The sequence below is a fragment of the Cochleicola gelatinilyticus genome, from assembly GCF_001637325.1.
In the GTDB taxonomy this organism is placed as follows: Bacteria; Bacteroidota; Bacteroidia; order Flavobacteriales; family Flavobacteriaceae; genus Cochleicola; species Cochleicola gelatinilyticus.
The window spans coordinates 1-1,179 of sequence record NZ_LRXL01000007.1 but is presented as its reverse complement, the minus strand read 5'-3'; the positions used below and the strand labels follow the sequence as shown (position 1 = coordinate 1,179).

1 protein-coding gene is annotated in these 1,179 nt (G+C 40.5%); it reads right to left on the bottom strand.

Going from position 1 to position 1,179, the window contains the following annotated elements:
* The coding region (locus ULVI_RS00945) for a hypothetical protein (protein ID WP_197463462.1) at nt 1-1,179 on the bottom strand (1,179 nt) is incomplete at both ends.

The following is a 1,179-nucleotide window of genomic DNA, read 5'->3' as shown; positions in this document are numbered from 1 at the left end:
CACATAATCCAGGCGTATCAACCATAGGGATCGTTAGGTTTTCCATTTCTGGAGTATCCATACGTGGCATTGGGTCAGGAATATCACAATCGATGGTTTCAAGAAGGTTTCCTGCTGGTCCTACTTGTAACACTTCCATAACATTATTCATTCCAGATTGATCACCCATAAAGCTTTGTCCACCACGTTGTGCAGCGTAAACGGCTCCGTTATCGCCAGATTGCCCAATTTCCATAAAGTTAGCACCTTCGAATTGTTTGGTAACTAAATCGTTTTCTTCACCGATCTGAACACCAAGCGCACTATCATCGCCATCTTGTTGCATCCAGGCCTCGTTGTTAATGTTATTCTGAATTAAAGAAGCCGAGTTATTGTTTCCAGTTTGTTCTTGAAGTGCACTATTGAAATTATCTAGGATGGTAATATCATTAAACGCGTTCTGCACCACCAAGGCGTTATTGTTATCACCCGTTTGAACTTGCTTTGAAGTATTAGAGGTGGCAAAGTCATTACCAGATGATGCCGCAAAGTCGTTAAATTGATGTGATTCTGCAGTGTTTCCAGCCCCTGTCTGAGATTGAAATGCTACATTTCCTATTGAAAAAGTAAATTGAGTGCCAATTTCCGTATTCAAAACGTTATTAGTCGCTGTATACAATCCACTTAGTGCGGTTGCATTAAATGCTGTGTAACTTCCTTGATTTGCCAAAGCGTTATTGGCAGCACTACCAGCAACACTATTAGTCTGTCTTTGGTTGGCATAATTAGAAGCTCCATTTACCTGAATTACTTCCGCATTATTCTCTGAAACTCCGGTTTGAATGATATCTGAAATATTGATATATGGAGAAAATAAACTTATATTTTCTTGCGTTACAGTTGCGTTTTGATTTTGACCAGCGGAAACAATAAACGATTTGTTAATACCCACTCCACTCTGATCTACATCAGCAGTATTATTACCTAAACCAGATTGCTTAACATCCGAATAGTTCCCTGCTCCTGTTTGAAAAACATCTGCATCCGAATTATTTCCATCCTGCTCTACATAAGACATCTGTCCTGTACCTTCTTGTTCTACACGAGCATTGTGTCCCGGAGAACCGTCCGGTGCAGAATTTTGGTCGACCTTGGAAGCGTGTCCGCTACCCGATTGAAGAGATAAGGCTTCGTTATTAT